Source organism: Metabacillus dongyingensis, assembly GCF_019933155.2.
Lineage (GTDB): Bacteria > Bacillota > Bacilli > Bacillales > Bacillaceae > Bacillus_P > Bacillus_P dongyingensis.
Map to the genome: position 1 here is coordinate 2,261,270 of NZ_CP082944.1, position 24,492 is coordinate 2,285,761.

Annotated in this window: 22 protein-coding genes and 1 pseudogene; all 23 read left to right on the forward strand. The window is 40.4% G+C overall.

Going from position 1 to position 24,492, the window contains the following annotated elements:
* The first annotated feature begins 8 nt into the window (after positions 1-8).
* The 23 genes and pseudogenes from K8L98_RS11205 to K8L98_RS11315 all read left to right on the forward strand — a co-directional run bounded on the left by K8L98_RS11205 (position 9) and on the right by K8L98_RS11315 (position 24,484).
* The gene (locus tag K8L98_RS11205) at positions 9-968 is read left to right on the forward strand and encodes a polysaccharide deacetylase family protein (protein WP_223442432.1); all 960 of its coding nucleotides are present in this window, start codon (positions 9-11) and stop codon (positions 966-968) included.
* A 53-nt stretch (positions 969-1,021) separates the two neighbouring features.
* Complete coding sequence (locus K8L98_RS11210; RefSeq protein ID WP_223442434.1) at positions 1,022-2,263, forward strand: M16 family metallopeptidase; 1,242 nt, start codon at positions 1,022-1,024, stop codon at positions 2,261-2,263.
* An 81-nt stretch (positions 2,264-2,344) separates the two neighbouring features.
* A complete protein-coding gene (locus K8L98_RS11215; RefSeq protein WP_223442438.1) occupies positions 2,345-2,602 on the forward strand; it encodes a YlmC/YmxH family sporulation protein in 258 nt (85 codons plus the stop codon).
* Positions 2,603-2,848: 246 nt separating this feature from the next.
* Complete coding sequence (gene dpaA / locus K8L98_RS11220; RefSeq protein ID WP_223442441.1) at positions 2,849-3,751, forward strand: dipicolinic acid synthetase subunit A; 903 nt, start codon at positions 2,849-2,851, stop codon at positions 3,749-3,751.
* Positions 3,748-4,347: a dipicolinate synthase subunit B gene (dpaB, locus tag K8L98_RS11225; RefSeq protein ID WP_223442444.1), complete on the forward strand. Its 600-nt coding sequence runs from the start codon at positions 3,748-3,750 to the stop codon at positions 4,345-4,347. The genes dpaA and dpaB overlap by 4 nt, the downstream gene beginning before the upstream one ends.
* A 138-nt stretch (positions 4,348-4,485) precedes the next feature.
* Positions 4,486-5,529 carry an aspartate-semialdehyde dehydrogenase gene (gene asd / locus K8L98_RS11230; protein ID WP_223442445.1) on the forward strand — a complete coding sequence of 348 codons (1,044 nt, stop codon included), beginning with the start codon at positions 4,486-4,488 and terminating at the stop codon, positions 5,527-5,529.
* Positions 5,530-5,599: 70 nt separating this feature from the next.
* Positions 5,600-6,814: an aspartate kinase gene (gene dapG / locus K8L98_RS11235; RefSeq protein ID WP_223442446.1), complete on the forward strand. Its 1,215-nt coding sequence runs from the start codon at positions 5,600-5,602 to the stop codon at positions 6,812-6,814.
* Between the two features lie 37 nt (positions 6,815-6,851).
* Complete coding sequence (gene dapA / locus K8L98_RS11240) at positions 6,852-7,724, forward strand: 4-hydroxy-tetrahydrodipicolinate synthase (RefSeq protein WP_223442447.1); 873 nt, start codon at positions 6,852-6,854, stop codon at positions 7,722-7,724.
* Between the two features lie 178 nt (positions 7,725-7,902).
* Positions 7,903-9,567: a ribonuclease J gene (locus tag K8L98_RS11245; RefSeq protein ID WP_223442448.1), complete on the forward strand. Its 1,665-nt coding sequence runs from the start codon at positions 7,903-7,905 to the stop codon at positions 9,565-9,567.
* Between the two features lie 140 nt (positions 9,568-9,707).
* A complete protein-coding gene (locus tag K8L98_RS11250; protein WP_420828864.1) occupies positions 9,708-10,439 on the forward strand; it encodes a ClpP family protease in 732 nt (243 codons plus the stop codon).
* Positions 10,436-10,663 carry a YlzJ-like family protein gene (locus K8L98_RS11255; RefSeq protein ID WP_223442452.1) on the forward strand — a complete coding sequence of 76 codons (228 nt, stop codon included), beginning with the start codon at positions 10,436-10,438 and terminating at the stop codon, positions 10,661-10,663. Before K8L98_RS11250 ends, K8L98_RS11255 begins: the two co-directional genes overlap by 4 nt.
* 252 nt (positions 10,664-10,915) lie before the next feature.
* The gene (locus K8L98_RS11260; protein WP_223442455.1) at positions 10,916-13,264 is read left to right on the forward strand and encodes an FtsK/SpoIIIE family DNA translocase; all 2,349 of its coding nucleotides are present in this window, start codon (positions 10,916-10,918) and stop codon (positions 13,262-13,264) included.
* 269 nt (positions 13,265-13,533) lie between these two features.
* Complete coding sequence (locus tag K8L98_RS11265) at positions 13,534-14,259, forward strand: GntR family transcriptional regulator (protein WP_223442458.1); 726 nt, start codon at positions 13,534-13,536, stop codon at positions 14,257-14,259.
* A gap of 98 nt (positions 14,260-14,357) precedes the next feature.
* On the forward strand, positions 14,358-15,410 hold the full coding sequence (locus tag K8L98_RS11270; RefSeq protein WP_223442460.1) for a BMP family lipoprotein: 1,053 nt from the start codon (positions 14,358-14,360) through the stop codon (positions 15,408-15,410).
* A gap of 252 nt (positions 15,411-15,662) precedes the next feature.
* Positions 15,663-17,192, forward strand: a complete 1,530-nt coding sequence (locus K8L98_RS11275) for an ABC transporter ATP-binding protein (RefSeq protein ID WP_223442463.1) — start codon at positions 15,663-15,665, stop codon at positions 17,190-17,192.
* Positions 17,189-18,235: an ABC transporter permease gene (locus K8L98_RS11280; RefSeq protein WP_223442465.1), complete on the forward strand. Its 1,047-nt coding sequence runs from the start codon at positions 17,189-17,191 to the stop codon at positions 18,233-18,235. The genes K8L98_RS11275 and K8L98_RS11280 overlap by 4 nt, the downstream gene beginning before the upstream one ends.
* 15 nt (positions 18,236-18,250) lie before the next feature.
* Positions 18,251-19,195 (forward strand): ABC transporter permease, encoded by a 945-nt coding sequence (locus K8L98_RS11285; protein WP_420828865.1) that lies wholly within the window; start codon positions 18,251-18,253, stop codon positions 19,193-19,195.
* Between the two features lie 186 nt (positions 19,196-19,381).
* Positions 19,382-19,575, forward strand: a pseudogene (locus K8L98_RS11290) (MFS transporter); the annotation flags it as partial.
* Positions 19,576-19,749: 174 nt separating this feature from the next.
* Positions 19,750-21,033, forward strand: coding sequence for an EF-P 5-aminopentanol modification-associated protein YfmF (yfmF, locus tag K8L98_RS11295; RefSeq protein ID WP_223442469.1), 1,284 nt, complete (start codon positions 19,750-19,752; stop codon positions 21,031-21,033).
* Positions 21,030-22,316, forward strand: a complete 1,287-nt coding sequence (gene yfmH / locus K8L98_RS11300) for an EF-P 5-aminopentanol modification-associated protein YfmH (RefSeq protein WP_223442472.1) — start codon at positions 21,030-21,032, stop codon at positions 22,314-22,316. Before yfmF ends, yfmH begins: the two co-directional genes overlap by 4 nt.
* A 66-nt stretch (positions 22,317-22,382) precedes the next feature.
* On the forward strand, positions 22,383-23,099 hold the full coding sequence (gene ymfI / locus K8L98_RS11305) for an elongation factor P 5-aminopentanone reductase (RefSeq protein WP_223442474.1): 717 nt from the start codon (positions 22,383-22,385) through the stop codon (positions 23,097-23,099).
* Between the two features lie 80 nt (positions 23,100-23,179).
* Complete coding sequence (locus tag K8L98_RS11310) at positions 23,180-23,437, forward strand: DUF3243 domain-containing protein (protein WP_223442477.1); 258 nt, start codon at positions 23,180-23,182, stop codon at positions 23,435-23,437.
* Positions 23,438-23,692: 255 nt separating this feature from the next.
* A complete protein-coding gene (locus K8L98_RS11315; protein ID WP_223442480.1) occupies positions 23,693-24,484 on the forward strand; it encodes a DUF3388 domain-containing protein in 792 nt (263 codons plus the stop codon).
* Positions 24,485-24,492 lie beyond the last annotated feature (8 nt).

Genomic DNA, 24,492 nt, shown 5'->3' on the forward strand with positions numbered 1-24,492 from the left:
AGACAAACATGAAGAGGTTCCATTATTTAAGCGTCGCGCTCATATTGATCATAACTGCTGCTCTCATTCAGAATCCATATACAACAGCCTATGTGTCTACAATGAAATTTGAAGATGTTTCAGCTGTAAAGCAGCCCGATGAACTCTACCAGACAATCGCTGCAAAGGTGAAGGATTATGAAAAGCCGGCACAGGATGCTCAAATACATACGGTCTGGAAAGCGACTCCTGGCTACAATGGCCTAACCATTGATATTGATGAGTCGTATGAGAAGATGAAGAAAATAGGAAAATTTGATGAAAAGCAGATTGTCTTTAAGCAGGTAAAGCCAAAAGTGCACTTATCTGATCTGCCTCCAGCCCCAATTTACAGAGGGCATCCTGATAAAACGATGGTTTCCTTTCTCATTAATGTTGCCTGGGGCAATGAATATCTTCCATCAATGCTTGAAGTGCTTGATAAGCATGGAGTAAAAGCCACCTTTTTCTTAGAAGGAAGATGGGCAAAAGAAAATCCTGCACTCGTTAAAACAATAAAAGAGGCAGGTCATGAAATTGGGAATCATTCCTATTCCCATCCTGATATGGCAAGGATCACAACAGATCAAATCCGTAAACAGATTGGTTCAACAAATGAGGTCATCAAAGAGATTACAGGTGCCGCTCCAGTGTGGTTCGCACCTCCAAGCGGAAGCTTCAGGCAGGATGTGATTACCGTAGCAGATGAATTTAAGATGGAGACAGTGCTTTGGTCCGTTGATACAATTGACTGGCAAAAGCCTGAGCCCGGCGTTTTAGTTGAACGTGTTCTTAAAAAGGTTCATAATGGTGCTATGATTCTCATGCATCCCACTGATTCCTCGTCGAGAAGTTTAGAAACATTGATTCAGTCAATTAAACAGAAGGGATATTCTTTCGGTTCTGTATCAATGCTCTTGGATGAAGAACGGCTGCCGGCATCAAACTGACAAGTTTCACATATTCATCAGATCCATGGAGCTTACAGATAGGAGGAAAAAGATTGATTAAAAAGTATACATGCCAAAATGGTGTAAGAATAGTGCTCGAAAATATCCCTCATGTTAGATCGGTTGCGATTGGGGTATGGATTGGAACAGGCTCAAGAAATGAAAATGAAAAAAACAATGGGATTTCTCACTTTTTAGAGCATATGTTTTTCAAGGGAACAAAAACAAGATCAGCACGTGAAATAGCTGAATCATTTGACAGCATCGGAGGGCAAGTAAACGCTTTTACTTCCAAAGAATATACATGCTATTATGCGAAGGTGCTTGATGAACATTCAGATTATGCGCTCGAAGTCCTTGCAGATATGTTCTTCAACTCAACGTTTGATGATATTGAACTGAAAAAAGAAAAAAATGTTGTATATGAAGAAATTAAAATGTATGAAGATACTCCTGACGATATCGTACATGATTTGCTCAGCAAAGCTACATACGGTAATCATCCTCTTGGTTATCCGATCTTAGGAACGGAAGAAACGCTTGCCAAATTTGAAAGCGACACATTAAGAGAGTATATGGATCAATATTATACTCCGGAGAATGTTGTGATTTCTGTAGCAGGCAATATTTCTGAGAGCTTTATTTCAGAAGTTGAAAAACAATTCGGTTCGTTTGAAACGTCTCAAAAGGGAACTGAAGTCGGTGTACCGGCATTCATGAATCAGAAACTTGCGCGCAAAAAGGATACTGAGCAGGCTCACCTTTGCATCGGTTTTGACGGACTTCAAGTCGGACATGAAAAAATCTATGATTTAATCGTATTAAACAACGTTCTTGGCGGCAGCATGAGCTCAAGACTGTTCCAGGATGTCCGTGAGCAAAAAGGACTTGCCTATTCAGTCTTTTCCTATCACTCCTCATATCAGGATAATGGCATGCTGACGATTTACGGAGGCACAGGGCGTGCACAGCTTGATGTTCTTTTTGAAACGATCCAGGAAACGCTTGCTACATTAAAAAAAGAAGGCATAACTGCCAAAGAGCTCACAAACAGCATAGAACAAATGAAAGGCAATTTGATGCTAAGCTTAGAAAGCACAAACAGCCGCATGAGCCGAAACGGTAAGAATGAACTCCTTCTTGGGCGCCATCGCAGCCTGGATGAAATGATCGAAATGATAAATGAAGTAACTGAAGATAATGTCAATGCTCTTGCAAAACAATTATTTACAGATGATTACTCCATTGCTCTGATCAGCCCGGACGGAAAGCTTCCTTCTGCCTTAAAACAATAATCAGTCAAGACCTGCAGGCATCTTCCTGCAGGTCTTTTTTGTGTCCAAATGGATATATATGATAAAAAGGATGGTGATTTCATGAGGCTGAGCGAGCTTAGCGGGAAAGAAATTGTGGATGTGAAAAGAGCAGAGAGATTAGGAATTTTAGGACAGACGGACCTGGAAATTAATGAGCAGACCGGACAAATAACTGCACTTGTCATTCCATCAGTAAAATGGTTCGGATTCAGAAAGCAGGGAAATGAAATCAGAGTACCCTGGCTTCACATAAAAAAGATCGGCACCGATATGATTATTCTAGACATAGAAGATGATCAAATAAAACTTTTAGAGTAAAAGCGATTGGACGCCAATCGCTTTTTTTGATGGGATCAGCTTCAAAGTGCCTGCCTGAAAAATGATTTATTTTTCCTGGGCTTAAGTTATTCGCCGCTGATTTCAATTCAATTTCAGGTCTCACAATAATATGCGTTAAAGTCTATCACCCCGCTTGCTGATTTTACATAAGATGTTTAAGTAAGTTCACTCAGGATTCAATAAATATGAATATATACATCGCGAAAAAGTAGGTGAAAGGGTCGTATGTTAACAGGGCTTAATATAGCAGTCATTGGAGGAGATGCTCGGCAGCTGGAGGTCATCCGGAAATTGACGGAACTAGATGCAAAGCTTTTTTTAGTAGGCTTTGACCAGCTTGATCATGGATTTACCGGAGCCGCGAAATTGAAGCTTGCTGAAGTGCATTTTGAAGAAATAGATGTCATTATTTTGCCTGTTCCCGGAACGAATTTAGAGGGGCACGTCGATACAATTTTCTCCAATGAAGAAGTAGTGTTAACGGAGGAAATCATCAAAAGAACACCTCCTCATTGCATCATTTATTCTGGAATCAGCAATTCATACTTAGACGGAATAATTGATGGATCGAACCGGGAACTTGTTCAGCTTTTTGAAAGAGATGATGTAGCGATCTACAATTCCATTCCGACCGTAGAAGGAACAATTATGATGGCTATTCAGCACACTGATTTTACGATTCACGGTTCTAGAATTGCTGTACTTGGACTTGGACGTGTAGGAATGAGCGTAGCCCGTACATTCTCGGCACTTGGAGCAAAAGTGAAGGTTGGAGCAAGAAAGTCTTCGCATATTGCAAGAATTATTGAAATGGGGCTTGAGTCCTTTCAGCTTGAGGATCTTGAAAATGAAGTTTCTCAAATAGATATCTGCATTAATACGATTCCTTATCACATCGTGACGGCAAAAGTGATTTCTAAAATGCCTGCCCACACACTGATTATTGACCTTGCATCAAAGCCGGGAGGAACGGATTTTAAATATGCTGAAAAAAGGGGCATAAAAGCATTGCTCGCACCGGGTCTTCCGGGAATAGTTGCCCCGAAAACGGCCGGTCAGATTGTGGCGAATGTATTGGCTGCGCTGCTTACAGAGGAATTCTCCAAAAGGAAGGGGTCATCATCATGAAGGTTAATGGCAAAAGAATCGGATTTGGATTGACAGGGTCTCACTGCACATATGATGCAGTTTATCCGCAGATTAAACGATTGATTGACGAAGGAGCAGATGTGATGCCTGTCGTCACAAATACGGTAAAAGTTACAAACACAAGATTTGGCGAAGGGGAAGAGTGGATAAAAAAGATTGAAGAGCTGACAGGTCATAAAGTCATTGATTCAATTGTAGGAGCCGAACCGCTTGGACCGAAAATTCCGCTTGACTGCATGGTTGTTGCTCCGATGACAGGAAATTCAATGAGCAAACTTGCAAATGCTATGACAGAATCACCGGTGCTGATGGCTGCGAAGGCTACTTTAAGAAACCATAAGCCGGTTGTACTTGGCATTTCTACGAATGACGGGCTTGGTTTAAATGGTGCGAATCTAATGAAGCTGATGGCTGCAAAAAATATATATTTTATTCCATTTGGCCAGGATGCTCCATTTAAAAAGCCAAATTCTTTAGTTGCTAAAATGGACTTATTATTGGAAACAGTGGAAGCAGCATTAGAGCATTCGCAGTTTCAGCCGGTAATCATTGAAAAATTTCGTGATGACGAATAGCCTGCTAATTGGTAGAATAGAAGGCAAGAAAAATCATGGTTGAATAATGAATACACCTAGTCTATGATAAACTAATACGCAATATGATATGAAGTTAATCCGATAGTATACGGATAATCGCGGAAGGAGTTTTGATGTATGAATACAAATGGTTATCATGTTGCTGTTCTTGGCGCAACAGGCGCGGTCGGACAGCAAATGCTGCAGACGTTGGAAGAGCGTGACTTTCCTATTTCTAAATTGACTTTATTGTCTTCTGCAAGATCAGCCGGCAAAAAAGTGATGTTTAAAGGAGAGGAATATGAAGTTCAGGCTGCAAGCCCTGACAGCTTTAAAGGCGTACAGATTGCACTTTTCAGCGCAGGCGGCAGTGTTTCTAAAGAATTTGCTCCTGAAGCTGTCAAGCACGGGGCAATTGTTGTTGATAATACTAGTGCCTTCCGCATGGATGAGCATGTTCCGCTTGTTGTTCCGGAGGTAAACGAGAAAGATTTAAACGAACATAACGGCATTATTGCCAATCCAAACTGCTCTACCATACAAATGGTTGTCGCCCTTGAACCTTTGCGTCAGGCTCATGGCTTAAACAAAGTAATCGTATCGACATACCAGGCTGTATCAGGTTCAGGCGCCGCTGCAATTGAAGAACTGAAAACTCAGTCGGAAGCAATCTTGAAAGGCGAAGAGTTTACTCCTGAAATTCTGCCTGTAAAAGGGGACAAAAAGCATTTTCAGATCGCTTTTAATGCGATTCCTCAAATTGACAAGTTTGAAGAAAATGGTTTTACTTTCGAAGAAATGAAAATGATGAATGAAACGAAAAAAATCATGCACATGTCAAATCTTGAAATAGCAGCTACGTGCGTGCGAATCCCGGTAGAGACTGGTCATTCTGAATCTGTTTACATTGAACTTGATTCAGATTCTGTCAGCGTGAAAGATATTCATGAATTATTAAAAGATGCACCAGGAGTTACTCTTCAGGATGATCCGCATACACAAACATATCCAATGCCTGCCGACTGTGTAGGAAAAAATGATGTGTTTGTAGGACGTATCCGCAAAGATCCTGATCGTGCAAACGGCTTCCATTTATGGATCGTGTCTGATAATCTTTTAAAAGGCGCTGCATGGAATTCCGTTCAAATTGCAGAAAGCCTAGTAAAATTGAAATTAGTATAAGCAGGATCGAAGAGAGCGAGGGTACATATTACCTGCTCTCTTCTCTTACGTATAGAGTCGGGGTGTAAGGATGAAAATAATCGTTCAAAAGTTCGGCGGAACATCTGTTAAAGATGATCACGGCCGGAAAATGGCTTTAAAACATATAAGAGATGCATTAAAAGAGCAGTATAAAGTGGTAGTAGTCGTCTCAGCAATGGGCAGAAACGGAGACCCGTACGCGACAGATTCCTTTTTAAATCTTCTATACGGCGGAACAGCTTCGATTTCAAAGCGGGAACAGGATATGCTGTTATCCTGCGGAGAAACCATCTCTTCCGTAGTTTTCACAAGCATGCTGAAGTCAGAAGGAATTTCAGCATCTTCACTGAGCGGAGCGCAGGCAGGATTTTTAACAAATGAAGATTATACAAATGCAAAAATCCTTGATATGAGGTGCGAACGTCTTAGAAGGGAACTTGATCACAATGACGTGGTTGTAGTAGCAGGCTTCCAGGGAGCTACAAAGAGCGGAGATATAACAACCATCGGCAGGGGCGGAAGCGATACCTCCGCAGCAGCGCTGGGAGCGGCACTTGAAGCAGAATTTATTGATATTTTCACAGATGTAGAAGGTGTCATGACCGCAGATCCAAGAATTGTTGAAAATGCAAAGCCTCTTACAACAGTAACGTATACTGAGATTTGCAACTTGGCTTATCAGGGTGCAAAAGTTATTCACCCCAGAGCTGTTGAAATTGCGATGCAGGCAAAAGTTCCAATCAGAATCCGCTCCACCTATTCCGAAGGCCTTGGTACACTTGTTACATCCCATCATTCGGAAAATTTGGGCAGTGATATTAATGACAGACTGATCACCGGAATCGCCAATGTGTCGAATGTCACACAGATCCATGTATCTGCCAAAGAAGGTCAATACGAGGTGCAGACTGAGGTATTTAAATCAATGGCGCGTGCAGGAATCAGCGTGGATTTCTTCAATATTACGCCAAGATCTGTCATTTATACAGTTGCTGAAGAAGTAACGGACGATGCCATAAAAATATTAAGAGGCATGGATTATGAACCATCCGTCAAAAGACATTGTGCAAAAGTTTCTACAGTTGGAGCGGGAATAGCAGGAGTGCCCGGTGTAACTGCAAAAATTGTAACGGCATTGTCTGAACAGGGAATACAAATTCTTCAATCCGCAGATAGTCATACGACAATTTGGGTATTGGTAAAAGAAGAGGATATGATCAATGCAGTAAACGCTCTTCATGATGCGTTCGATCTCTCGAACTAGCTGAAAGACTTGAAGAGGATAAAAAAGGAGTGTCACAATGATTGACTTTGGTAAGATATCTACAGCTATGGTAACCCCATTTGATAAAAATGGAAACATTGATTTTGCTAAAACTTCACAGCTTGTAAATTTTTTAATTAAGAATGGGTCTGACTCATTAGTTGTGGCAGGAACAACTGGGGAATCTCCTACACTCACATCAGAAGAAAAGATTGCATTATTCAAGCATGTTGTCTCTGAAGTGAACGGCAGAGTGCCTGTTATTGCCGGTACGGGAAGCAACAATACAAAAGCATCAATCAACCTTACAAAAAAGGCAGAAGCTGCAGGAGTTGACGCAGTTATGCTTGTAGCACCTTACTACAATAAGCCGAATCAAGAAGGGCTATACCTGCATTTTAAAACCATTGCAGAGGCAACTGAGCTTCCTGTAATGATTTACAATGTCCCGGGACGCACAGCAGTAAGTATTTCTCCTGATACCATTGTCCGCCTTGCAGAGCTTCCAAATGTGGTCGCTGTGAAAGAAGCGAGCGGTGATTTGGATGCAATGTCTGAAATTATCTCAAAAACTCCAGAGGACTTTGCATTATATTCTGGAGATGACGGCTTAACACTTCCTGTTCTTTCAATCGGGGGTGCGGGGATTGTTTCTGTAGCATCACATGTAATCGGCAATGAAATGCAGGAAATGATCACAGCTTTTAACGCGGGTGAAAATGTAAGAGCAGGCGCCATTCATCGTCAGCTGCTCCCCATTATGAAGCAGCTATTTAAAGCCCCTAATCCGGTACCGGTTAAAACTGCTCTTCAGCTTAAAGGCCTGGACGTCGGACCTGTAAGATTGCCGCTCATCTCATTAACTGAAACGGAAAGAAATGAACTGACGAATGTTATCACTTCCATCTAAAACCAGAGGACCAATCATGGATTGGTCCTTTTTTACATCAATATATGAATATTTCCTCATTTTCTTTTCATTTCCTGCTTAGATTTCAGCCGCAAGAGATTATTTCCTTGTATTCCATTTCTTTCATCAGTTATAATAAGCATTAGTTGTATTGGACGGGTTCAGGGAGGATTACTAATTGAATAAACAGACAGAAAACATCAAGATTATTGCCCTAGGCGGAGTTGGAGAAATTGGCAAGAATTTGTATGTCATTGAAATCGATCATAACATCTTTATCGTTGATGCTGGATTAATGTATCCAGAAGCCGGGATGTTAGGGATTGATATGGTCATTCCTGACATTACATACTTGCGGGAGAATGCAGATCGGGTGAAGGGCATCTTTTTAACACATGGTCACGACGAGAACATTGGCGGCGTTTTCTATGTGCTGAGACATCTGTCCATTCCGGTTTATGGAACAAAACTGACTCTTGCTTTAGTGTCCCAAAAAGTTAAAGAACTAAATCCGAAACAAAAAACAGATTATCAGGAAGTTGATTCCACCACTGTTTTAGATTTTGATGGCGTGAATGTATCTTTCTTCAGAACGATTCACAGCATCCCTGATTCAGTCGGAGTATGCTTCCATACATCACTGGGAGCGATTGTGCACACGGGAGATTTTAAATTTGATACAACTCCTGTGCTTAATACAAGCTCTGATTTAGGCAAAATGGCCTTGATCGGAGAGCGAGGTGTCCTTTGCCTTCTGTCTGACAGTACAAATGCTGAACGGCCAGGCTTTACAGCTTCTGAAACCGTTGTGGGGCATGAGATAACAGATGCTATGTACAATGCAAATGGAAGAACGATTGTAGCGATTTACGCATCAAACATCAACCGCATCGTTCAGGTGATTGAAGCTGCATCTGATAATAAGAGAAAACTAGTCCTGCTTGGAAATTCAATAAAAAATGTTTATGAAATTGCAAAAAATTTAGGATACATCACTGAAAGTGAAAATTTAATCATACCCGTCCAAGATATAGATAAATATCCTAAAAATGAAGTAGCGATTCTGACAACAGGTCATCAGGGAGAACCACTCACTGTATTAACCCGTATGGCAAAAGGCGCGCATAAACAAATCCGAATTGAAAAAGATGATACAGTTATTATCTCTGCGACACCTGTTCCAGGAAATGAGCTTCATTTTTCTAAGACAGTCGATTTACTCTACCGCGCTGGTGCCAATGTCATTTTCGGACAAAAGCAAATCCATGTATCAGGACACGGCAGCCAGGAAGAATTAAAATTGATGCTGAATATGATGAAGCCAAAATACTTTATTCCGATTAACGGCGAGTACAAAATGCAAAAAGCACATGCTAAACTTGCTAAATCTGCCGGAATAGAAAATGAGAATATTTTCGTTGTTGAAAAAGGCGATGTGATTGAGTTCTCACAGCATAAAGTTAAATCTATATCTAAAGTGCCTTCAGGGAATGTTCTGATAGACGGATTGGGCGTTGGCGATATTGGAAACATTGTGCTGAGAGACCGGAGACTTCTTTCTCAGGACGGCATTCTCATTGTTGTAGTTACACTCGATCGCTCTAAAAAAGTAATGATTTCCGGACCTGAGATTATTTCTAGAGGATTTGTCTATGTCAGGGAATCAGAAGAACTTATTTTAAAAGCTTCTGAAATGGTAACTGAAATTGTTGAAAAAAGCATGCAGGGCCATGGAATTGAATGGTCTGCTTTAAAATTAAATATCCGCGAGGCGCTGAATCGTTTCTTATTTGAACAAACAAAGCGCAGACCGATGATTTTACCGATCATCATGGAAATCTAAACAAAAGGAGCCTTTTTAAAGGCTCCTTTTTGTAAAGGACCTAATTTTTACCCCTTTCGAATGTTTTCAGGGACACCTGCGAATAATAAAAACATTGATGAAAGGAAGGGTGAAGCAACATGAGCAAAGATTCCCGCTACATACAGGAAAATTCAGAACAGAATGGGGATAAACAAGAGGGGAAGGAACCTTCTCTAGTTGAAAAAATTCAGCAGCTTGGACAGACAAATGTCCCGCAATTATCCCAGGATGCAAGAATTCATTGCCTGACGATCATCGGGCAGATAGAAGGACATATTCAGCTTCCTCCCCAAAATAAAACGACTAAATATGAGCATGTCATCCCGCAAATCGTTGCCATTGAGCAAAATCCAAAAATAGAAGGCCTCCTTATTGTCCTTAATACTGTTGGCGGAGACGTTGAAGCAGGTCTTGCAATAGCTGAAATGCTTGCATCTTTATCAAAGCCTACTGTTTCAATTGTTTTAGGCGGGGGCCATTCAATTGGCGTGCCAATTGCGGTTTCTTGCGACTATTCTTTTATAGCAGAAACAGCAACTATGACGATACATCCAGTCAGATTAACTGGTTTAGTCATCGGAGTGCCGCAGACGTTTGAGTATTTGGACAAAATGCAGGATCGGGTTGTTAATTTTGTAACAAAACACTCAAATATTACTGAAGAAAAGTTTAAAGAACTCATGTTTTCAAAAGGAAATTTAACTCGGGATATCGGGACAAATGTTGTCGGCAATGACGCAGTAGATTACGGGCTTATAGACGGAGTCGGCGGTGTTGGCCAGGCGATCATGAAGTTAAATGAAATGATTGGAAAGAAAGACGAATCCGGCGAGGAGCAAATGCTGCAATGATCTTATACACATCCATGCCTGAAGAGCTCATATTCCCTGTACAAACTGCTGATTTTGAGAGTGTTTCAACCATCGAAATGAATGGACTGCAAATGGTTGTCAGACAGACCGAACAGAATCAATATGAAATTGTCCGGCTTTTAAGTACGGATCCGCAGGATTTTCTAAACGTGCAGTACTCTCCGGGACAAAAAATTTCTATGACATTCTCGTTTTCCTCATAATATGCTATACTAATTTTACACAAACATGTCCGCAGCCTGCATTTGGCTGCTTTCTTTGTTTATAAAGGCTTTTTTCGTAAAATTTTACTGTTTCAGTCTATGTTAAAAACCGGCTTCTGGATTTTTTATAATCAATAATGATATCTGCTTTTTATATGCAAAAAGCTCAACATAAACGGAAATGCTGGGACTGATTCACAGCAATTTATGCGAAATCAGCCATTAGCAAATTTAATACATAGGTGATAACTAATGGCAAAACAAAAACGGAGACAAAAGAAAAAAACAGATGATTGGCGGCATACTTTGAAGTTTGAATTAATCGGATTAGTTCTTCTGGCTATTTCCCTGATTGCGATTTCAAATTTAGGCTTTGTCGGAAAAACGTTCGTTTACTTGTTCAGATTTTTTATTGGTGAATGGTATATGGCAGCCTTAATCGGCATGCTTGTTCTTTCCGGTTATGTCATGTGGAACAGAAGATGGCCGTCTTTATTTTCAAGACAGATAGTAGGTTTGTATTGTATCCTTTCTGCTATCTTGCTTCTCAGTCATGTCACGCTGTTTCAGATGCTTACAAAAAAAGGGGCGCTCTCTTCACCGAGCGTCATAACCAACACGTGGGAACTTTTTTTTATGGAGGTTAACGGGCAGATAAGAACCCCTGATCTTGGGGGCGGAATGATTGGAGCCATTCTTTTTGCAGCATCTTATTACTTATTTGCAGCAGCGGGATCACGAATCATTTCATTTATTCTGATCTTAATAGGAATTGTGCTTGTTACTGGGAGATCTCTCGGTTTAACACTCGGCAAAATCATTGCGCCATTTCTGCGTTTTATGAAAACGCAGGCCATTGCCTTTTACGAAGATATGAAAAACCTCCCTCAATCAATAAAAAATGCAAAAAAAGCTGAAACCTCAAAACCTAAAAAAGATAAAAAAGAGCGAAGGCATAAAGAGGAACCTGATGAGGAAGAAGAAGCTGAAATCGTTCATATTGAGCCGATTATTTCAAGTTTTGCAGACCGGGATGACCTTGAAATTAAAGCATTTGATCAGGAACAGGATAAGCCTGAGCCCCCTGTCAGAACTCCTAAAAAGAAGGCTGAAACTGAAACTGCCGATGAGCCGGCAGTACCGCCGATTACTTTCACTGAAGTAGAGAATAAATCGTATCTGCTGCCATCCCTTGATCTTTTATCACAGCCAAAGGTCAACAGTCAGCAAACGGATAAAAAGAACATATATGAAAATGCACGCAAGCTCGAAAAAACATTTCAGAGCTTTGGGGTAAAAGCGAAAGTAACACAAGTTCATCTAGGTCCAGCTGTAACGAAATATGAAGTTTATCCTGATGTGGGCGTAAAGGTAAGTAAAATTGTGAATCTTAGTGATGATTTAGCACTTGCACTTGCTGCCAAAGACATTCGGATAGAAGCGCCTATACCAGGAAAATCAGCAATTGGTATCGAAGTTCCTAATTCAGAGATTGCTATGGTATCTCTGCGTGAAGTGCTTGAATCGAAAGCAAATGACCGTCCGGAGGCTAAGCTTCTTATGGGACTCGGCAGAGATATATCTGGGGATGCAGTTCTTGCCGAAATGAACAAAATGCCTCATCTTCTTGTTGCCGGATCTACAGGCAGCGGTAAAAGTGTCTGCATCAACGGCATCATTACAAGCATCCTGATGAGAGCAAAGCCACATGAAGTGAAAATGATGATGATTGATCCTAAGATGGTAGAGCTGAATGTGTATAACGGAATCCCGCATTTATTAGCGCCAGTCGTTACAGATCCGAAAAAAGCATCTCAGGCATTAAAAAAGGTAGTAAATGAAATGGAGAGAAGATATGAACTTTTCTCTCATACAGGGACAAGAAATATTGAAGGCTACAATGAGTATATTAGAAGATCAAATTTAGAAGAAGGAACGAAAAATCCGGAGTTTCCTTATATCGTTGTGATTGTGGATGAGCTCGCAGACTTGATGATGGTAGCCTCTTCAGATGTGGAAGATTCCATCACGCGCCTGTCACAAATGGCGCGGGCAGCGGGCATTCATTTAATTATTGCCACCCAGCGTCCTTCTGTCGATGTTATTACGGGTGTTATTAAAGCAAATATACCATCAAGAATTGCCTTCAGCGTTTCGTCCCAGACAGATTCCAGAACGATTCTTGACATGGGCGGGGCAGAGAAGCTGCTTGGACGCGGGGATATGCTGTTTCTTCCGGTAGGGGCATCAAAACCAGTAAGGGTACAGGGAGCATTTTTATCAGATGAAGAAGTCGAGCACGTTGTATCTTACGTGATTTCTCAGCAGAGAGCTCAATATCAGGAGGAAATGATTCCGAGCGAAACAGCAGAAGTAAAGGAAGAGGTCAATGATGATCTTTATGATGATGCTGTTCAGTTAGTTCTGGAAATGCAGACAGCATCTGTATCGATGCTGCAAAGACGCTTCAGAGTAGGGTATACGAGAGCTGCGAGATTGATTGATGCAATGGAAGACCGGGGCGTAGTTGGTCCATACGAAGGAAGCAAGCCTAGAGAAGTTCTGCTTTCTAAAGATCATTATGATGAAGTAAGTTCGTAAAGAAAGGCGCTGCGTGCCTTTCTTTTTTTTGTCCAATGAAGAATAAAAACTGAAAATAGTAAATATTGAATAGAATAAACCAGTCTTTTTTGTGAAGAATTCTCTATAAAAAAATAAGATCTAGTGAGAAAGGGCTATCAATTTTCGACAAATTTAATAATTTACTATTTATTTATTTCAGAATACATGGTATATTATTTTCGATTAGAGAAAGGGTATAACATCAGATGTCTGATCTCTGGATTGAATCGATTAGACGGAGGCATAATATGACTATAAAAACAGATAACCGTCATTTATATTTGCAAGTCATTGATAAAATTAAAGAAGATATTGAAAATGGCACGTATGTTGAAAAAGAAAAACTCCCCTCAGAGTTTGAGCTTTCAAAGAAACTCGGAGTCAGCCGCGCGACGCTGAGAGAAGCACTTCGCATTCTTGAAGAAGAAAACGTTATTATTAGACGCCATGGCGTTGGCACGTTCATAAACTCCAAACCGCTGTTCACCTCTGGTATCGAACAATTAAATAGTGTGACAAAGATGATTGAACAGGCAAACATGGTTCCCGGAACAATCTTCCTGTCTTCTCAAGTAAACAGTCCTACAGAAGAAGATGTTAAGCGCTTTAAATGCCGAACAAGTGAAGATATCTTTCTCCTGGAACGCGTCAGAACGGCAAATGGAAAGCCTGTTGTGTATTGTCTTGACAAAATTCCAAGAAACATCCTGCCCCAGTCGTTCATTCACGAGCAGGAATCACTTTTTGAATTGCTTCATGAAGAGGCTGGGCGCTATATTTCTTATGCTATAACTCACATAGAACCAATTGGATACCACGAAAAGATTTCCCCAATTCTTGAATGTGATCCTGAAACCGCCCTTTTATGTTTAAAACAAATGCATTTTGATGAAAACGATCAACCTGTTTTATTTTCACTGAATTACTTCCGCGCTGATCAATTTAGCTTCCATGTGGTAAGAAAGCGCTTGTAATTATGCTTGCAACTATAAGGAGGTGGTTCCAAGGACGAAGGTGTTTTGGACTTAGGCTCTTATTAAACAATTGTTTCAAACTAATATTTAGGGGGAAAATGAACGTGAAAAAACGATTAGGATTAACATTGTCACTTGTTCTTGCTGCGGGTACTTTGCTTAGCGCATGCGGATCATCTGAAGATAAAGATAAAGCAGGTGGAGACAAAAAAGAAGGCTTCTCTGTTGCAATGGTTACAGATACAGGCGGAGTTGACGACAAATCATTTAACCAATCTGCATGGGAAGGCATTCAGTCTTTCGGTGAGGACAATGGTCTTGAAAAAGGGACAGGCGGATTTGATTACCTTCAATCTCAAAGTGACGCAGATTATGAAACAAACTTAAACAAATTAGTTCGTCAAAAATTCGATTTAGTTTATGGAATCGGCTACTTAATGACAGATGCTGTTACAAAAATCGCTGATCAGCAAAAGGATGCTAAATTTGCAATCGTTGACAGCGTAGTAGACAAGCCTAACGTAGCAAGCATCACTTTTAAAGAGCATGAGGGCTCTTACCTTGTGGGTGTTGCTGCCGGACTTTCAACAAAATCAAACAAAGTAGGATTTGTTGGCGGAATCGAAGGCTCATTAATCAAAAAGTTTGAAGTTGGATTTGTAGAAGGCGTTAAAGCAGCTAATCCTGACGCAGAAGTAATCGTTCAGTATGCTGGTACGTTCAGTGATGCAGCTAAAGGGCAGCAAGTTGCTGAAATCATGTACGGACAAGGCGCAGACGTTATTTATCACGCAGCAGGCGGAGCTGGAAACGGAGTATTCACGGCAGCAGTTGATTTGAAAACGAAAAACCCTGACAAAGATGCTTGGGTTATCGGAGTTGACCGCGATCAGCATGAGCTTGGCGAAGGCGACGGCTTCAACGTAACACTTACTTCTATGGTTAAAGGCGTTGACGTTGCTGTTAAAGACTTAGCTGAAAAATCTAAAAACGGCGACTTCCCTGGTGGAGAGATCATTGAATATGGTCTTAAAGAAAACGGTGTAGGAATTGCTCCGACACAAGATAACTTATCTGAAGAAGTTATTGCTAAAGTTGATGAATACAAGCAAAAAATCATCGACGGTGAAATTAAAGTTCCTTTTGAATAAGCAATAAACAATATTTCTGATAAAAAGGCTAGGAACAAACTAGCCTTTTTATTAGCCTGAAAAGTGGCCTGACTAAAAGTCTATAATAAAAAAACAGTTCAATCTGCCCATCATTAATTGATTGGATTATAGATTTTTAGTTGGTGATTTTTAAAGGGAGTCAATGCAACTATTTATACAAGGGTAAACATAAATTTCCTAACATCTATCATCTTAATCATCAATGAGCTTCAGGAAAAAGGAGTGATCATGTTGGAATATGTAATTGAAATGCTTGGAATTCGCAAAGAATTTCCAGGGATCGTCGCAAACGATAATATCAATTTACAGGTAAAAAAAGGCGAAATTCACGCGCTTTTGGGAGAAAACGGCGCAGGGAAATCGACTTTAATGAACGTTCTATTCGGTCTATATCAGCCTGAAAAAGGCGAGATAAGAGTAAAAGGCAAGACTGTGAATATTACCAACCCTAACATTGCAAATGATCTGGGAATAGGTATGGTACACCAACATTTCATGCTTGTCAATAATTTTTCAGTTACTGAAAATATTATTCTAGGCAATGAGCCTACGAAAACAGGAAAAATCAATTTGAAGGATGCAGAAAAGCAAGTAAAAGAAATCTCAGAGAAATATGGACTTGCTGTAAATCCTGCTGCAAAAATAAGTGATATTTCTGTTGGAATGCAGCAGCGTGTGGAGATTTTAAAAACGCTTTACCGCGGTGCCGAGATTTTAATTTTTGATGAGCCGACAGCAGTGCTTACTCCACAGGAAATCAAAGAATTGATCGGCATCATGAAAACACTCATCAAAGAAGGCAAATCAATCATATTGATTACTCATAAACTGAAAGAAATTATGGAAGTTTGTGACCGTGTAACCGTTATTCGAAAAGGTGAAGGAATCGGCACTGTGAATGTAGCCGAGACAAATCCAAACGAACTCGCAGCTCTGATGGTAGGAAGAGAGGTTCTCTTTACTACGCAAAAAAAAGAAGCTGTTCCAGCGGAAGAAGTGCTGAAAATTGAAGACCTTGTTGTTAAAGACAGCCGGAATGTAACCGTTATTGATTCATTGAATCTATCTGTTAAAGCAGGTGAAATTGTCGGTATCGCTGGAGTGGACGGAAACGGTCAATCAGAATTGATTGAAGCTATTACCGGATTAATGACTTCAGAGTCAGGCTCCATTCTTTTAAATGGTAAAGATATCCGAAATCAGCGTCCGCGTCAGATTACTGAAGCTGGTGTAGGACACATCCCTCAGGATCGTCACAAGCATGGATTGGTGCTCAATTTTCCGGTCGGTGAAAATATGGTCCTGCAAACTTATTATCAGAAGCCTTATTCAAAAAAAGGCGTGCTGAATTTTAAAGCGATTTATGACAAAGCTGAAAAGCTGATCAAAGAGTTTGATGTCAGAACTCCAAGCAGTTCAACCCTTGCACGTGCACTTTCAGGAGGAAATCAGCAAAAAGCCATCATTGGCCGTGAAGTGGACAGAGATCCTGATTTGCTGATTGCAGCACAGCCAACAAGGGGACTTGATGTCGGGGCGATTGAATTCATTCATAGACGATTAATTGAGCAGAGAGATAAAGGAAAAGCTGTACTTCTCATCTCCTTTGAACTTGAGGAAATCATGAATGTAAGCGACCGGATCGCTGTTATATATGAAGGGAAAATCGTTGCGATTGTAAATCCAAAAGAGACAACTGAGCAGGAGCTAGGTTTGCTCATGGCAGGAAGCAGCCGCAGGGAAGCAGGTGCATCATCATGAATATAGCACGCTATTTTAATATTATTGTACCCGTAATTGCTGTTTTGCTTGGATTGATCTGCGGAGCGATTATTATGCTCGTAACCGGATATGACCCAGTAGCAGGCTACTCAGCATTATGGAACGGAATCTTCGGAGATACCTACTATATCGGCGAAACCATTCGGCAGTTAACTCCATATATTTTTGCCGGACTTGCTGTAGCTTTTGCATTCCGCACAGGTTTATTCAATATCGGAGTTGAAGGACAGCTGATTGTCGGCTGGTTTGCAGCTGTATGGGTCGGGGTAGCATTTGAACTTCCAAAAATCATTCATTTGCCGCTGGCAATTATCGTTGCTGCCTTAGCTGGTGCGTTATGGGGATTCATACCAGGACTATTGAAAGCGAAATTCAAGGTTCATGAAGTAATCGTGACGATCATGATGAACTATATTGCCTTATATTTAACAAACCATTTAATTCAGTATGTTTTATCTGATAAAGGGGATAAATCTGAAAATATTTTCCCTTCTGCATCATTAAGCTCTGAATTCTTTCAGACAATGACAGACTATTCAAGAATGCACTATGGAATATTCCTTGCGTTAATTGGAGCTCTAGTCATGTGGTTCCTGCTTGAGAAGACAACTAAAGGATATGAACTCAGATCAGTTGGGTTTAATCAGGATGCTGCACAGTATGCAGGTATGAATGTAAGCCGCAACATTATCCTTTCGATGGTCATTTCAGGGGCATTTGCAGGAATTGCCGGTGCAATGGAAGGACTTGGAACATTCCAGTATGTTTCAGTTAAAGGAGGATTTACTGGTGTCGGATTTGATGGAATCGCTGTAGCCCTTTTGGGAGGAAACACAGCCCTCGGCATCATCTTCGCAGCTGCCTTATTTGGCGGTTTAAAAGTTGGGGCACTTAACATGCCGTCTGAAGCCGGAGTGCCTTATGAGCTTGTTGAAATTGTTATTGCCCTAATTATTCTATTCGTTGCTTCAAGCTATTTCATACGTTGGATTTTACTGCGTTTCAAGAAGGAGGGGAAATAAGTGAGCATTCTGCAAATGCTAGAACTCATCATCCCTACAGCGTTATTTGTTGCCGCTCCGCTTATTTTCACTGCACTTGGAGGCATGTTCAGTGAACGGTCCGGAGTAGTTAATATAGGCCTAGAAGGATTAATGGTTATTGGAGCCTTCGTTGCCATCGTTTTTAACCTGACATATGCCGACGCATTAGGAGATGCAACCCCGTGGCTTTCCATTTTAGTTGCGATGGGTGCAGGAGCGCTGCTTTCCATTCTTCATGCCGTAGCGTCGATCACATTCCGTGCTGATCAGGTTGTAAGCGGAGTAGCCATTAACTTTCTTGCCATTGGTTTATCGCTTTTCCTCGTAAAATTGTTTTACGGAAAAGGACAAACCGATCGCATTACAGAAAGTTTCAGCAAAATGGATATACCGCTGCTGAGCGATATACCTGTAATCGGACCGCTCTTTTTCTCAAATGGATATATAACAACTTACATTGCGATTATTACAGCGTTTGCCGTTTGGTTTGTCATGTATAAAACACCATTTGGTCTTCGCTTGCGTTCAGTCGGAGAACATCCGATGGCAGCAGATACGATGGGTATTAATGTTGTAAAAATGCGTTATATCGGCGTTATTTTAAGCGGAGCTTTCGCGGGTGTCGGCGGTGCTGTTTATGCGACAATCATTGCTCGTGATTTCAGCCATGCAACAATCAGCGGACAGGGGTTCATGGCTCTTGCTGCTCTTATCTTCGGTAAATGGCATCCTCTTGGTGCTATGGGAGCTGCCATTTTCTTTGGACTGGCTCAGGGTTTGAGCGTAATCGGCGGGCAGCTGCCATTGCTTGAAGGCATACCGACAATGTACTTGTTAATTACTCCTTACGTTTTAACAATCCTGGCTTTAACTGGATTCATTGGTCGTGCAGATGCACCAAAAGCTCTTGGAACTCCTTACGAAAAAGGAAAACGCTAAACAGACTTAAAGCGGCTTGGCCTCATTTATTGAGGTCAGGCCGCTTTTTTATTTTCAGTAATCGCAAAGAGCAGTTATTTCGGTGCCAGAGTATAGTTTTTTCTATTAGAGGCAAAATCTAAACAATGCAATAGACTGCGAAACAAAGGTGAAAAGAATGGGAGCGAAAAAGAAGCTTGATCTTATATTGTTTTGTCATCTGTTCCGGTGTGATGACACTTGGAAATTCAATGTTAATTCCGATTTTTGCCCATAATCGATTAGGCATCTCAGCCCTACAAGTGTCTCACATAATAACGGTTTATTCTGTTGTTGCAATTCTTCTCATACCGGCTGCGGGTTATTTATCTGATTGTTGCGGAAGTAAAATAGTAATGCTTTAAAGCATGCTTAAGACGTAAATTGGCTGCATTGCGTCTTTTCTTTATTTATTGATTCAAGGTTTACATTTCCTTAATTATCCTAAAGTTGATATAATTACTAGAATGAATCCATACGCTAATTTATAAAACAGGAAAAAATAAAATGGAATCTGTCACGCAAGGAGGCTTACAATGGATTTTTTAAAAGAACAAATTGAAACAATTAATGGGTTAACACTGCACACCGTTCAAACGAATAAATTTAAAACAAATTCACTTGTATTTAAAATGCTGGCACCGCTGAACGAAGAGGATGTCACGTTCAGAGCGCTGCTGCCTTACGTGCTGCAGCGGGGCACGAAATCTTTTCCGACCAGCACGGAGCTTAGAAAGCATCTTGATGAGCTTTACGGAGCGACTTTATTTGTGGATTTATCAAAAAAAGGCGATCATCATATCATATCGATCCGGATTGAAGTTGCAAATGAACGCTTTTTATCAGATCAGACACCCCTGCTGGAAAAAGCGCTTCAGCTGCTGTCTGAAATCATCCTGTCTCCAGTTGTAAAGGATGAGTCATTCCCTGATGAAATCATAAATCAGGAAAAACGGACAATGAAACAGCGCATTCAGGCTGTATATGATGACAAAATGAGATATTCCAATTTAAGACTTGTTCAAGAGATGTGCAAGGATGAACCTTATCGCCTTCATGTAAACGGGGAGATAGATCATCTAGAACAAATTACATCTGCAAGTCTGTATGAGTATTATAAAAAAGCTTTAAAAGAAGATAAAATGGATTTGTATGTTGTTGGCGATGTTTCGGCAGAAGAGGTCAGCGAATATACAAAAAGATTCTTTACATTCAGCGAAAATGCTCACCAATCTGTAGAAAAATCCATTACTGAAAAAGAGATTTCAGAGCCTAATGAAGTGATTGAAAATCAGGATGTTAAACAAGGGAAATTGAACATCGGCTATCGCACCAACTGCACATATGGCGACCAATCTTATTATGCTCTTCAAGTGTTCAATGGCATTTTCGGCGGATTTTCGCATTCAAAGCTTTTCATAAATGTCCGTGAAAAAGAAAGCCTTGCTTACTATGCCGCTTCAAGAGTTGAAAGTCACAAAGGACTCTTAATGGTTATGTCAGGAATAGAATTTGCCAATTATGAACGTGCGGTAACGATTATTAAAGAACAGCTCGAAGCAATGAAAACTGGAGATTTTGAAGAAAAAGATATTGAACAGACTAAAGCAGTCATTAAAAATCAGCTCCTTGAAACGATTGATACTTCATACGGATCTGTTGAAGTTCTCTATCATAACGTGATTTCCAATATAAATGAACCTTTTGATAAATATCTGCAGGGCATTGAAAAGGTTACAAAAGAGGAAATCATCGCGGCAGCTGAAAAGATTCAGCTTGATACGATCTATTTCTTAAAAGGAATGGAGGGTGCACAATGACAAAATCCATAAAGTTTGATCAGCTTCAAGAAGAACTCTTTTATGAAAAAATGAAAAATGGACTTGATGTATATGTCCTTCCAAAAAAAGGTTTTAATAAGACCTATGCAACATTTACAACAAAATACGGTTCAATCGATAATCAATTTGTGCCTCTTGACCAAAATGAAATGAAAGTAGTTCCAGATGGGATCGCTCATTTTTTAGAGCATAAGCTGTTTGAAAAAGAAGACGGTGATGTTTTTCAAGATTTCAGCAAACAGGGTGCGTCTTCTAATGCTTTTACATCGTTTACACGAACGGCTTACCTATTTTCAAGCACGTCAAATGTCGAGAAGAATTTAGAAACGCTCATCGATTTCGTTCAGGAGCCTTATTTTAGCGAAAAATCGGTTGAGAAAGAAAAAGGCATCATCGGACAGGAGATTAATATGTACGATGACAACCCTGACTGGAGACTCTATTTTGGATTAATTCAGAATATGTTTCATAAACATCCGGTAGGAATTGATATTGCAGGAACCGTTGAATCAATTTCAAAAATTACGAAAGACCTGCTCTACGAATGCTACAATACGTTTTACCATCCAAGCAATATGCTGCTTTTTGTTGTTGGTCCGATCGATCCAGAGCAAATTCTTTCCCAAATCCGTGAAAATCAGGATAAGAAAGAATTTAAACCTCAATCTGAAATCAAACGTGCTGAAGTGGATGAGCCGGATACTGTTGCAAAACCATTAGAAAAACTAAAAATGAACGTTCAATCTTCTAAGTGTTTAGTTGGATTAAAGGCCAAACAGGCAGATCGGTCCGGTGAGGAGCTTTTAAAACACGAACTGTCAATGAATCTGATTCTTGATATGGTTTTTGGAAAAAGCACTGACACCTATACCCAGCTCTATGAGAATGGTCTTATTGATGACACATTCAGTTTTGATTACACAGAAGAGAACGGTTTTGGCTTTGCAATGATAGGCGGAGATACAGATCAGCCCGATCAGCTGGCTGAGGAAATTAAGAATACGCTGCTTAAGGCAAAACAGGAAGGAATTCCTGCAGAACGTCTTGAGAATGCCAAGAAAAAGAAAATCGGTTCTTTTTTAAGAGCGATTAATTCACCGGAATATATTGCGAACCAATTCACCCGCTATTCCTTTAACGAAATGAATTTGTTTGATGTTGTCCCGACGCTCGAACAATTGACAAATGATGATATTCACCATACGCTGAATGAAGTGATTGATGAAAAATTGTTTTCAGTCTGTCAAGTAGTGCCGAAGTAAAGCATCCTTTCTAAGGATGTTTTTTTATCTTGAACAGATATAGCCTTTATCTATAAGGAGAAAAAAATGAAAAAAACAGCTTTAATTACAGGTGCGAGCGGCGGAATCGGAAAAGCCATTGCCAAAAAGCTCGCAGGGGAAGGATATAAATTATATCTCCACTACCACAAAAATGAAGAAAGCATACTAACACTTATAAAAGAACTGCAGGCTGACTGTACGATGGTAAAAGCAGATCTTTCAAATGCGGATGGGCCGGGTCAGCTTGTAAAACAGCTTGCAGATCCGATTGATTTGCTCGTATTAAATAGCGGCAGAAGTTTCTTTGGATTAATGACAGATATGGAAAATGAAGAAATTCAGCAAATGGTGCAGCTGCAAATAACAAGTCCCTATATGATATCAAAGGAATTGATTCCTTCCATGGTAAGCAGAAAATGCGGGAACATTGTTGTGATATCCTCTATTTGGGGAGAAATAGGCGCTTCTTGTGAAGTTCTTTACAGCATGGTTAAAGGCGGACAGAATACATTTGTAAAGGCACTGGCAAAAGAATTGGCCCCATCAGGCATCAGAGTTAATGCGATAGCGCCGGGAGCGGTTGCTACTGACATGCTTCAATCTTTTTCTGAGGAGGATCTGGCTGATCTTGAGGAGGAAATTCCATTAGGGCGAATTGGCAAGCCTGAAGAGATTGCGGACGCTGTTTTGTTTTTATCCTCAAATCATGCAAGCTATATAACAGGTCAAGTGCTTTCAGTAAACGGCGGCTGGCATACATAAATTTTTCTGCAGCTATCCGTATAAAACAGGTCATGCAAGACAAACTAACAGTGTATTCCACTTAATTAGGAGGGGTTATAATGTCTGTTTTAGAAAACTGGGATTCATGGAAAAATTTCCTCGGCGACCGTCTGCATCACGCTGAAGGAGATGGAATGAAAACAGAAGCTGTAACTGACTTAGCTTACGAAATCGGCGATTACTTAGCAAAACAGGTTGATCCAAAGAATGATCAGGAAAGAGTATTGGCTGATCTTTGGAGCGTGGCTTCTAAAGAAGAACAGCATGCCATTGCAAACATGATGGTTAAACTAGTGCAAAATAACGGTACAAGATAAAGAGGGGACGCAGGTCCTCTCTTTTTTATGAAAAAAAACGGAAATCAGTGATTAGGATCCCTCTGAAAGTTCCATTTTTCCAATGTCTGTTTTTATCTAATCGATGAGTCTCTCAAAAGAATGAAAAGGAGCCGTGCATTCTAGGTCCACATACCCCCTTTTATATTGTCAAGGAATTATTCTTTCCTCTTTCATCAAAATGCTTTATGATAAGGATATAGGTGTTATAGACCTGGTTTTGAAGGGGGTCCTTTTTTGGAGATGCAGGAATGGTATTTAGAGTATGAAATTCAAAAAAACCGTCCCGGACTGCTTGGCGATATTTCTTCGCTGCTCGGGATGCTTTCTATAAATATTGTCACTATTAACGGTGTGGATGACAGCCGCAGGGGACTGCTGCTTAAATGCTCGAATAATGAGCAAATCCAGCGTCTTGAATCGATTTTAAATACAATGGATCATATAAAAGTAACGAAATTGCGCAAGCCTAAATTAAGAGATACACTTGCTGTCCGGCACGGAAGATACATACAGCGTGATGCAGATGATAAAAAGACATTCCGGTTTGTAAGAGATGAGCTTGGATTGCTTGTGGACTTTTTGGCTGAATTATATAAGCAGGAAGGCCACAAGCTGATCGGCATAAGAGGCATGCCCCGCGTCGGCAAAACAGAATCAATTGTCGCTTCGAGTGTGTGTGCAAACAAAAGATGGCTTTTTGTGTCTTCCACTTTATTAAAACAGACAATCAGAAGCCAGCTTATTGCAGATGAGTACAGTGTTGATAATGTCTTCATTATTGATGGGATTGTTTCCACAAGAAGAGGCTCTGAAAAGCATTTACAGCTTGTGAGAGAAATAATGAGGCTGTCTGCTACAAAAGTTGTCGAGCATCCGGACATGTTTGTGCAAAATACGGAGTATACACTTGATGATTTTGACTATATAATTGAACTTCGAAACGATCCGGATGAAAAGATTACATATGAGGAAGCATCTGGACCTCAAATGTTTGATGAATCGAGTTTTTCCGGGTTTGATTTTTAGATATGGAA

Excerpts from the sequence above, each read along its gene's own strand:
- K8L98_RS11205 (WP_223442432.1), top strand. The coding sequence starts at position 9 with ATGAAGAGGTTCCATTATTTAAGCGTCGCGCTCATATTGATCATAACT.
- K8L98_RS11215 (WP_223442438.1), top strand. The coding sequence starts at position 2,345 with ATGAGGCTGAGCGAGCTTAGCGGGAAAGAAATTGTGGATGTGAAAAGA.
- dpaA (WP_223442441.1), top strand. The coding sequence starts at position 2,849 with ATGTTAACAGGGCTTAATATAGCAGTCATTGGAGGAGATGCTCGGCAG.
- dpaB (WP_223442444.1), top strand. The coding sequence starts at position 3,748 with ATGAAGGTTAATGGCAAAAGAATCGGATTTGGATTGACAGGGTCTCAC.
- asd (WP_223442445.1), top strand. The coding sequence starts at position 4,486 with ATGAATACAAATGGTTATCATGTTGCTGTTCTTGGCGCAACAGGCGCG.
- dapG (WP_223442446.1), top strand. The coding sequence starts at position 5,600 with ATGAAAATAATCGTTCAAAAGTTCGGCGGAACATCTGTTAAAGATGAT.
- dapA (WP_223442447.1), top strand. The coding sequence starts at position 6,852 with ATGATTGACTTTGGTAAGATATCTACAGCTATGGTAACCCCATTTGAT.
- K8L98_RS11255 (WP_223442452.1), top strand. The coding sequence starts at position 10,436 with ATGATCTTATACACATCCATGCCTGAAGAGCTCATATTCCCTGTACAA.
- K8L98_RS11260 (WP_223442455.1), top strand. The coding sequence starts at position 10,916 with ATGGCAAAACAAAAACGGAGACAAAAGAAAAAAACAGATGATTGGCGG.
- K8L98_RS11265 (WP_223442458.1), top strand. The coding sequence starts at position 13,534 with ATGACTATAAAAACAGATAACCGTCATTTATATTTGCAAGTCATTGAT.
- K8L98_RS11270 (WP_223442460.1), top strand. The coding sequence starts at position 14,358 with ATGAACGTGAAAAAACGATTAGGATTAACATTGTCACTTGTTCTTGCT.
- K8L98_RS11280 (WP_223442465.1), top strand. The coding sequence starts at position 17,189 with ATGAATATAGCACGCTATTTTAATATTATTGTACCCGTAATTGCTGTT.
- K8L98_RS11285 (WP_420828865.1), top strand. The coding sequence starts at position 18,251 with ATGCTAGAACTCATCATCCCTACAGCGTTATTTGTTGCCGCTCCGCTT.
- yfmF (WP_223442469.1), top strand. The coding sequence starts at position 19,750 with ATGGATTTTTTAAAAGAACAAATTGAAACAATTAATGGGTTAACACTG.
- yfmH (WP_223442472.1), top strand. The coding sequence starts at position 21,030 with ATGACAAAATCCATAAAGTTTGATCAGCTTCAAGAAGAACTCTTTTAT.
- ymfI (WP_223442474.1), top strand. The coding sequence starts at position 22,383 with ATGAAAAAAACAGCTTTAATTACAGGTGCGAGCGGCGGAATCGGAAAA.
- K8L98_RS11310 (WP_223442477.1), top strand. The coding sequence starts at position 23,180 with ATGTCTGTTTTAGAAAACTGGGATTCATGGAAAAATTTCCTCGGCGAC.